Annotated in this window: 4 protein-coding genes and 1 pseudogene; 1 reads left to right on the top strand and 4 read right to left on the bottom strand. The window is 70.1% G+C overall.

What is annotated here, in order from left to right:
• The 4 genes and pseudogenes from ACLEQD_RS06030 to ACLEQD_RS06015 form a co-directional block, all read right to left on the bottom strand.
• Positions 1–1,183: serine/threonine-protein kinase (locus tag ACLEQD_RS06030; protein ID WP_410382436.1), on the bottom strand; the 1,183-nt coding region annotated here is incomplete at its 3' end.
• Between the two features lie 104 nt (positions 1,184–1,287).
• Positions 1,288–1,596, bottom strand: a complete 309-nt coding sequence (locus ACLEQD_RS06025; RefSeq protein ID WP_338261171.1) for a hypothetical protein — start codon at positions 1,594–1,596, stop codon at positions 1,288–1,290.
• 205 nt (positions 1,597–1,801) lie between these two features.
• Entirely contained in the window at positions 1,802–4,756 is a 2,955-nt protein-coding gene (locus ACLEQD_RS06020; RefSeq protein WP_410382434.1) for a choice-of-anchor D domain-containing protein, read from the bottom strand.
• 208 nt (positions 4,757–4,964) lie between these two features.
• Positions 4,965–5,617, bottom strand: a pseudogene (locus ACLEQD_RS06015) (CDP-alcohol phosphatidyltransferase family protein).
• Between the two features lie 140 nt (positions 5,618–5,757).
• On the opposite strand from ACLEQD_RS06015, the gene ACLEQD_RS06010 reads away from it, so the two are divergent.
• A complete protein-coding gene (locus ACLEQD_RS06010) occupies positions 5,758–8,325 on the top strand; it encodes an acylase (RefSeq protein ID WP_410382432.1) in 2,568 nt (855 codons plus the stop codon).
• Positions 8,326–8,476: the final 151 nt, after the last annotated feature.

The raw sequence follows: 8,476 nt of genomic DNA, 5'->3' as shown, positions 1-8,476 counted from the left end.
TGCGGCCCTCCGGACGGGTGTCCGGCCCACGGACTTCCGAGCGCCCGCTGTCCGCGTCCGCGTCCTCGCGGCGCGCCTCCACCTTCCCACTGGGGCGGTTCGCCCGGGGCGGGCGCAGCGTCGTGGTGGGCTCATTCTCCGTGCGTCCATGGGGCGTCGCCGGCCGCATCACCGAGCGGCGCGGCGCGGGCGACGGCGGAGCGGCACCGGCCTCGTCGTCCGTCACCTGCACTTCACCGGAGCGCGCCTCCTCCGACAGCCGGTCCGCGAACAGCTCCCGCATGAACGCGGCCAGGTCCGCCGTCGTGCCGCACGGCTGCGGCTGCGACGCGAGCCACCCCTCCAGCGCCCACTGCAGCTCCTGCGCGTGCTGGTAGCGCGCGTCCGGCTCCTTCGCGAGCGCCTTGAGCACGATGGCGTCCAGCTCCACCGGCACCCGGGGCGCCACCTGCGACGGCACCGGCACGTGGCACTCCGCCACCGCCGACAGCGTCAGCATGTCGCTGGGGCGCTTGAACAGCCGCCCCCCCGTCAGGAGCTCATGCAGCACGACGCCCAGCGCGAACACGTCCGAGCGCCGGTCCACGCGCTGCCCCGCGGCCTGCTCCGGAGACATGTACGAATACTTGCCCTTGAGCACCCCGGAGCGCGTCACGGTGGCCTGATCCGCCGCCTTCGCGATGCCGAAGTCCACCACCTTCACGCCGCCGTCGAACGTCACCAGGATGTTCTGCGGCGACACGTCCCGGTGCACGATGTCCAGCGGGCGCCCCGTCGCGTCCGTCTTCTTGTGCGCGTAGTCCAGCCCCGCGCACGCCTCCAGGAGGATGCGGCAGACCAGCGGCACCGGCAGCGGCCGCCCCGCCGTCTCCGAGCGCTTCCAGAGCCGGCGCGCGTCCACGCCATGGATGTACTCCATGGCGATGAAGAACGTGTCCCCCTCCGCCCCCAGGTCGTAGATCTGCACCACGTTGGGGTGCGCCAGCCGGGCCGCGATCCGCGCCTCGTCCAGGAACATCCGGACGAACTCGTCGTTCTCCGACAGGTGCGGGAGGATCCGCTTGAGCACCAGCAGCTTGTCCGGAGCATCCGAACCCGGCCGGCGCGCGAGGTAGATCTGCGCCATGCCGCCCGTGGCGAGGCGCTTCAGGAGCTGGTAGCTGCCGTAGGTTTCGATGGACACGGCCGGACGCGTGGAGGCGGGCCCCAAGCGTAAGCGGCCGGGCCAGGGGAATCAAACATCGAATCCCCTTGAGGTTTTTCCCGGTTCCACCGTCCGTGCGCCCCCTAGCGGCGGACGGCCCGGACCTCGCGCGTCTCCCGCATCAGCGCTTCCAGCTCGTCCAGGTGCCGCTTGAGCACCGGCATCAGCACCGGCGCCACGTCCACCCGGTCGAACAGGTCCAGCACCCGGTCCACCTTGCGCTCGATCTCCTGCGCCCTCACGGTGCTGATGCGCTTGAGCAGCAGGTCCGCGCCCGCCTCCATCAGCACCCGCGCCACCGCGTTGCGGTCCGCCAGCGGCTCCTGCTTGCGCTGCCCCTCTCCACGGATGACCCGCAGTCCCGGCGCACCGGCGCGCGGAGAGGACTTCATGGGCTCATCAGGGGTCCAGGTGCTCACAGCGCCTCCAGGGCAACAGCGTGCAGACGCTCCGCAGGGTACACACCGAGGGAGCGCCTCCAATTTTCTGGTCATCCGCACAGGCAGATGCAGTGCTGTAGCACCGGGGTCTGACACCCCCGTTCGGGGCCGGATGGCCGGCCCGTCACGGGGTCCACACCCACAGCTTCACCACCGTTCAGTCGTTGGCGCAGGCGCGGCGGTAGGTGATGGCCACCTTGGAGCCCGGCGACGGCACCGCGGTGAACACCACGCTGTTGGACGCCGCGTCGTAGCTCCACCCGCTGGTGGTCGTGGTGCCGTTGACGGTCACCACCACGGTGCCCGCGTCGGGCTCCTCGCTCAGCGGGAAGCGGTCCTGCGCGCTGAACGCCTTGCTGGCCACCTGCCGGAGCAGCGGCGCGTAGTCCCCCGCGCAGACGTTGAGGACCTCGCCGCCCGTCTGGGCCGCCGCGTCCGCGTACCGGGTGCCGGTGCCGCCCGCGGTGGCGCAGGACGTCTTCGTGGGCGCGATGGCGAAGAACGTGGCCCGCTGCGGCTGGTTCTCCCCCTTGCGCTGCTGCGCCCACTGCACGTACGTGGAGACCGCGTCCGGCGAGTGGTCGTCCTCGTCGCCCACGAACACCACCACCAGCGCCGCGGAGTCGCGCAGGAAGCCCGCGTTGCCGTCGTTGGCCAGCGCCGTGCGCGGATCATCCGCGTTGCTCACCAGCGGCGAGGTGAGCGCGCGGCGCATCGCCTCGAAGCCCTGCTCCACCTGGGCGCACTGGCCCACCTGCACGTTCTCTTGGAGCACCTGCGTCACGTCGGGCGTGCCCAGGGTGAGGATGCGCTGGCGGCTGTTGTCCGCCGGGAAGAAGCGGCCGGCCTCGCCGCCCAGCGCGCCGCCCGGGCACGCGCCGGACACCGCGGAGATGCCCGTCGTCGTCACCGCCATGTTCACGTCCACCGCCTTGTTGCGCGCGGCGTCCACGAAGGCGGGAATGGCGGACACGAGCTTCGGGTGCTCCTCCACCATGGAGGCCGTGTTGTCCACGACGAACAGCACGTCCACCTTGCTCACGTCCTGCTGCACGAAGGTGTCCGTCTTGTCCGTCTTCTTCGACGACTCACCGATGAGCGGCACCATCAGCGGGATGGGCAGGTCGCTGGAGTCCACGTAGAGCGGAGACAGGTTCATGCCCGTCACCTGCGCCAGGTAGTCCACGCCCACCGTGAAGGACTCGCCCGGCGCAAGCTGGAACGCGGGCGGCGCCGGGTGGTCCAGCAGCTCGAACTCCGTGTCCGTCGTGCCCGGCCCGATGAAGACGTTGGACACCGTGACGGGCGTGGTGCACGCGTTGAGGTAGTTCACCTCGCGCGGCGCCGGGCGGCAGTCCTTGCGGCCCAGGCCGAAGTCCAGGTACCAGGGCGACGCCACCAGGCACGTCTCCTGCGAGTTCGCCAGGAGCGGCACCTGCAGCACCGGCATCGCCGGGTTGTACTGCTCCACCTGGAGCTCGCCCGTGAAGTTGCCGCCGGTGAAGGGCGCCTGGAAGGCCACCTGGAAGCTGAACCAGTCCCCCGGGTAGACGATGCCGCCGAAGAGCTCCCCGCCGGGCATCTTGAACACGCCGCCGCCGTCGTTGGCGATGCGGATGTTCTTCACGGGGCACAGGTCCGTGCCCTTGTTCTCCAGCTTCACGCCCAGCACCGCGCCGCGGCCCGGGGGAATCGTGCCGAAGTCCACCAGCAGCGGGGTGACCGTCAAATCACACGGCGCGTGCGCCTTCGCGCGGCCGAAGAAGTCCAGCTGCACGGTGGCCGCGGAGAACGCGCTCGTGGTCATCACCAGCGCGCCGGACGCGCTGCCCTCGCGCGTGGGCTCGTAGAAGACCTCCAGGTTCAGCTCGCCGTTGGCCGGCAGGGTGAACGGCAGCGCGAGGGGCTTGTGGTTGAACTGGAGCTGGGCGCCGCCCGCGTCCGGCGTCCAGTCCAGCGAGTGGATGGTGAGCGGCCCGGCGTTGTCCGTGCCGCAGTTCTTCACGTTCACCACCACGCGCACCTTGGAGCCCAGCGGCTGCTCGCCGAAGTCATACGTCAGCGGCGACACGCACAGCTCCGACGCGCCGCCGAAGCCGCGCAGCGGCACGGGCAGCGTGGGGTGGCGCTTGCTCACCACGGCGTAGACGGCGCGGTCCGTCGCCGGGCCCATGTGGCCGGGGCTGTAGCGGATTTCGAAGGCGCGCACCTCGCCGGGCTGGAGCACCAGCGGCAGGCCCGTGTTGGCCTGGCTGAAGGACGCGTCCGTGCCGTCCAGCATGAGCGACGTCACCGTCACCGGCTCCGTGCTGATGTTGCGCAGGCTGGAGGCCTTGACGGCGTCGCGGTCCACCGGCACCGCGCCGAAGTCCACCACCTCCGGCTCCGCCACCACCGCGCGCTCCAGCGCCTCCGCCGTCAGCTGCACCGGCACGTCCGCGCACCCGTTGCAGGGCGAGATGGCCAGGGCCACCTGCTTCTTGCCCACGCGCACCGGGTTGAAGGTGACGGGCAGCTCCACGCGCTCGCCCGGGTTCACCGTCAGGGGCGCCGCGACGAACTCATCCTTGTCCGCGCCCACCAGCTTGGGCGTCACCATCACCGGCAGCTCGGTGGGGTTGTCCAGCGTCACGCCCAGCGTCTTGGTGGAGTCCGCTTCGATGCGGCCGAAGTCCAGCGCGCGCGGCGTCACCCGGGCCCACGCGTCCACGCCGGCGCCGTTGAGCGGAATGCGCATCAGCGGTTCGATGCGCGTGTCCGAGCGCACCACCAGCACCGCGGGCAGCCCGCCCTGCGCCAGCGGCGCGAAGCGCACCTTCAGCGTGCACTCGCTGCCCGGCACCAGGCTGTGCGGCCCCTCGTGGGTGAACTCCGCCTGGTAGGCGCCCTCCGGCCCCTCCACCCAGGCCTCGTCCACCGTGATGCGCGCGCGGCCCACGTTGCGCAGCGTCACCGTGGATTCACGAGCGTCGAAGACCGCCACCCGCGCGAAGTCGATGCCGCCCGGCGTCGCCGTCAGCCGGCCGTCCGCGAGCGACGAACGCTCCCGGTCCGCGCACCCCGACAGCAGCCCCACCACCATCAACCCCAGCAGGCCCCAGCGTCCCGTCATGGCCCCCACCCTTCCCTCCCGCCTCGCCCAAAAGCCTTGAAGCCGCGCCAGGCGGCCACACCTCCCGGGTGTGGCCCTCGCGGATCAGGTGGCGAAGCTAGGCACCCACCCCGGGACTGCCAACCGCCTCACCGTGGGAAAAACAGTGGAACTGCCCCCCAGAACGTCCACTGGATGGCAGCACCCCCGCCCACGGCGGCGGGAGACTTCAGAATTTCGGAATCCGCAACGTCTTGCTGATCATCGCGCTGCCGCTGAGCACGTAGAGCAGCGCCAGCGGGTGCAGCTGGAGCGGCCCCAGGTTCCACACCCCGCCCCACAGCGCGTCACCGATGCGGCCCTGCCACAGGGCCACCGCCAGCACCATCACCAGCAGGAGGCTGGTGGGGATGGGGGTGCCCTCGAAGTACTTCACCTTGCCGGTGCCGTCGGACAGCTGCTCGGAGGTGACGTTGAAGCGCGCCAGGCGGCTGATGCCGCACGCGACGAAGTAGAGCAGCGCCGCCACGTCCAGGTTGCCGCGCAGGCCCACCGCGAACGCCAGCGCCGCGGGCGCCATGCCGAAGGAGATGACGTCCGCCAGCGAGTCCAGGTCCGCGCCCAGCGCGACTTGCGGAAGCGCCACCGCGCGATGCGGCCGTCCGCCACGTCCATCGCCAGCGCCACCGGCATCAGGCAGAACGCCACCCACAGCCAGCGTGGGTTGGCCGTCGCCAGCGCCTGCATGGCCGCCAGGATGGCCCCCGCGCCGGCGAAGCCGTTGCCGAGCGTGACGAAGTCCGCCAGCACGAAGGTGCGAATCATGGAGAAGTGGCGGCGCTGGCGGCGGGCCGCGGGCGGCGACGAGGGCTCGGGCGTCATGGCTCCCGTGTAACACACACCGTCTTTCCCGCTTTCCCAAACCCACGACGCAATGCATCCGCCTGTTCCAGCTCCGGGGAAAAGTCAAATCCCAGAAACATTGACCGGCGAATCGCCACCTTCCTAGTCTCCGGGCCGCCATGCCCGAGCACATCCCCGATAATCTTCCTCCTCGCGGAGGGTTCCGTGCTGTCCGGACCCGCCGTCTTTCCTTCTCCCTCCTCGCCTCCCTGGCGTTCGTCGCCGCCGCCGGATGTGACGACAAGGAGGATCCGAAGCCCACGGATCCGCCTCCCGCCGCCCCCAAGTACACGGCGAAGATCAAGCGCACCTCCTTCGGCATCCCGCACATCACCGCGGACAACTACGGCAGCCTGGGCTTCGGCCAGGGCTATGCCTTCGCGCAGGACCACGTCTGCACGCTGGCGGACCAGGTCCTGAAGGTGCGCAGCGAGCGCGCCCGCTTCCTGGGCCAGGGCGCGGGCAACAGGAACGTGGGCTCCGACCTGGCGTACCTGGCCATGGACGTGATGGGGCGCGCGCAGACGGCCTTCCCCACGCTGTCGCAGGAAGTGCAGGACATGCTCACCGGCTACGCGGCCGGCTACAACAAGTACCTGGAGGACACGGCCCCGGAGGCCCTTCCCGCCGGGTGCGCCAACGCGCCCTGGGTGCGCCCCATCACCCCGGTGGACCTGCTGGCGTACAACACGGACCTGACGCTCATCGCGGGCATCAACGCGCTGGCGCTCACCCTCCCCGTGGCCACGCCGCCCACCGTGAGCGCGCAGGCCGTGGACCCGAAGCAGGCCGCGCTGCGTCCCCAGATGCCTTCGCTGGAGGAGCTCCAGAAGCTGAAGACGGCGGACTTCGGCAGCAACGGCTGGGCCATTGGCGCGGAGCGCACCGACAACGGCAAGGGCATGGTGATGGCCAACCCGCACTTCCCCTGGGAAGGCGAGCTGCGCCTGTGGGAGAGCCAGCTGACGGTGCCGGGCCAGATGAACGTCTACGGCGTGGGCCTCATGGGCGTGCCGGCGGTGCTCATCGGCTTCAATGAGAACCTGGGCTGGACGCACACGTTCTCCGCCGGCCAGCGCGCGACCATCTACCAGCTGCAGTTGGTGGACGGAAAGCCGACGACCTACAAGTACGGCAACGAAGAGCGCCAGATGACCTCCAAGACCTTCACCATCCTGGTGAAGCTGCCGGAGGGGTCGCTGACGAACTACACGCAGACGATGTACTTCAGCCACTACGGCCCGATGATGGCCATCCCGGACTCGTCCCTGCCGCCGGGCGTCCCCGCGGGCACGCTGGGCTGGAACAGCAAGACGGCGCTCACGCTGCGTGACGCGAACATCGACAACACCAAGTTCCTGGACCAGTTCCACGGCATGAACAAGGCCAAGTCGCTGGCCGAGTTCAAGGACGTCTACGCCACCCAGCAGGGCCTGCCCTGGGTGAACACGATGTACGCCGACAAGGAGGGCAACGCCTGGTACACGGACGCCACGCCCACGCCCAACCTCACCCCGGACGCGTACAAGAAGTGGCTCACCGACGCGAACACGCCCGGCCTCACCGTCTCCTACCTCATCTACCAGGCCCTGGGCTTCGTGGCGCTCAACGGCAGCGACCCGGCCAATGAGTGGCAGGTGGTGCCGGGCTCGCGCAGCCCCGGCCTGGTGCCCTTCGCGGAGGTGCCGAAGCTGGACCGCAAGGACTTCGTCTTCAACGCGAACGACAGCTACTGGCTGGCCAACCCCGCCGCGCCCATCACCGGGAAGTCCCCGCTGCACGGCCTGGAGGGCGTGCCCCAGTCGCCGCGCACGCGCATGAACGCCAAGGTCCTCACGGAGGTCTCCGAGACGGGCGCCTCCGGCGCGGACGGCAAGTTCACCTTCGAGGAGCTGAAGGCGGCCGTGTTCAGCAACCGCAGCAGCCTGGAAGAGCTGCTGCGCGCGGGGCTGGTGGAGCGCTGCACGGGCCAGACGACGGTGACCTACAACAACACCGCCGTGGACATCAGCCAGGCGTGCGCCGTGCTGGCCGCCTGGAACGGCCGCTACGACGTGGACCAGAAGGGCCCGTTCGTCTTCCGCGAGTTCCTGGGCGCCTACCCCGGCTCGCAGCTGCTCAACGCGGGCGCGCTGTTCTCCGTCCCGTTCGACCCGGCCAACCCCATCGCCACGCCCAACACCCTGACCCCGGCCCCGGCCACCGGTGACGACCCGGTGCTCACGAAGCTGGCGCAGGCCGTCTTCACCATCAACCGCTCCGGCAACATGGTGGACGAGCCGCTGGGCCAGGTGCAGTTCACCACCCGCACCGGCACCCCCATCCCCCTGCAGGGCGGCATGAGCCGCGAGGGCATCACCAACGTCCTGTCCTACGGCGTCGCCAAGACGACGCTGTTCGACTTCTCCCAGCCCCACTCCGCCGCCTTCAACAGCACCACCCTGCTGGCGAAGGAGGGCTACCCCATCAACAACGGCAGCAGCTTCGTGATGGCGCTCCAGTTCACCGACGCGGGCCCCAACGCCAACGCCGTGCTGACCTACAGCCAGTCCGGCGACCCGAAGTCCCCGCACTACGCGGACCAGACCCTGCTGTTCTCCCAGAAGCAGTGGCGCCCCATCCTCTTCACGGACGCCCAGGTCGCCGGCGACGCGAACCTGGTGGAGACCACCGTCTCCGGCGGGTAGTCCCCACCGTCTGACCGCCTGAAGCCTCATGAAGGCCCCGGGAGCCGCCGTGCTCCCGGGGCCTTCTTGTTTTCAGGGGGAGTCGTCGTTGAAAGATGTCATCGGCGGTGGAATGGCCAGACAGGGGGCAGCGGCCCTGGCGTCTGGGTTC

Source organism: Corallococcus sp. 4LFB (assembly GCF_046520365.1).
GTDB classification, from domain to species: Bacteria; Myxococcota; Myxococcia; order Myxococcales; family Myxococcaceae; genus Corallococcus; species Corallococcus caeni.
Note: the sequence above shows the minus strand (reverse complement) of the source record. Positions and strands in the feature narration are given on the sequence as shown.

Excerpts from the sequence above, each read along its gene's own strand:
- ACLEQD_RS06025 (WP_338261171.1), bottom strand. The coding sequence starts at position 1,596 with ATGAAGTCCTCTCCGCGCGCCGGTGCGCCGGGACTGCGGGTCATCCGT.
- ACLEQD_RS06010 (WP_410382432.1), top strand. The coding sequence starts at position 5,758 with ATGCCCGAGCACATCCCCGATAATCTTCCTCCTCGCGGAGGGTTCCGT.
- ACLEQD_RS06020 (WP_410382434.1), bottom strand. The coding sequence starts at position 4,756 with ATGACGGGACGCTGGGGCCTGCTGGGGTTGATGGTGGTGGGGCTGCTG.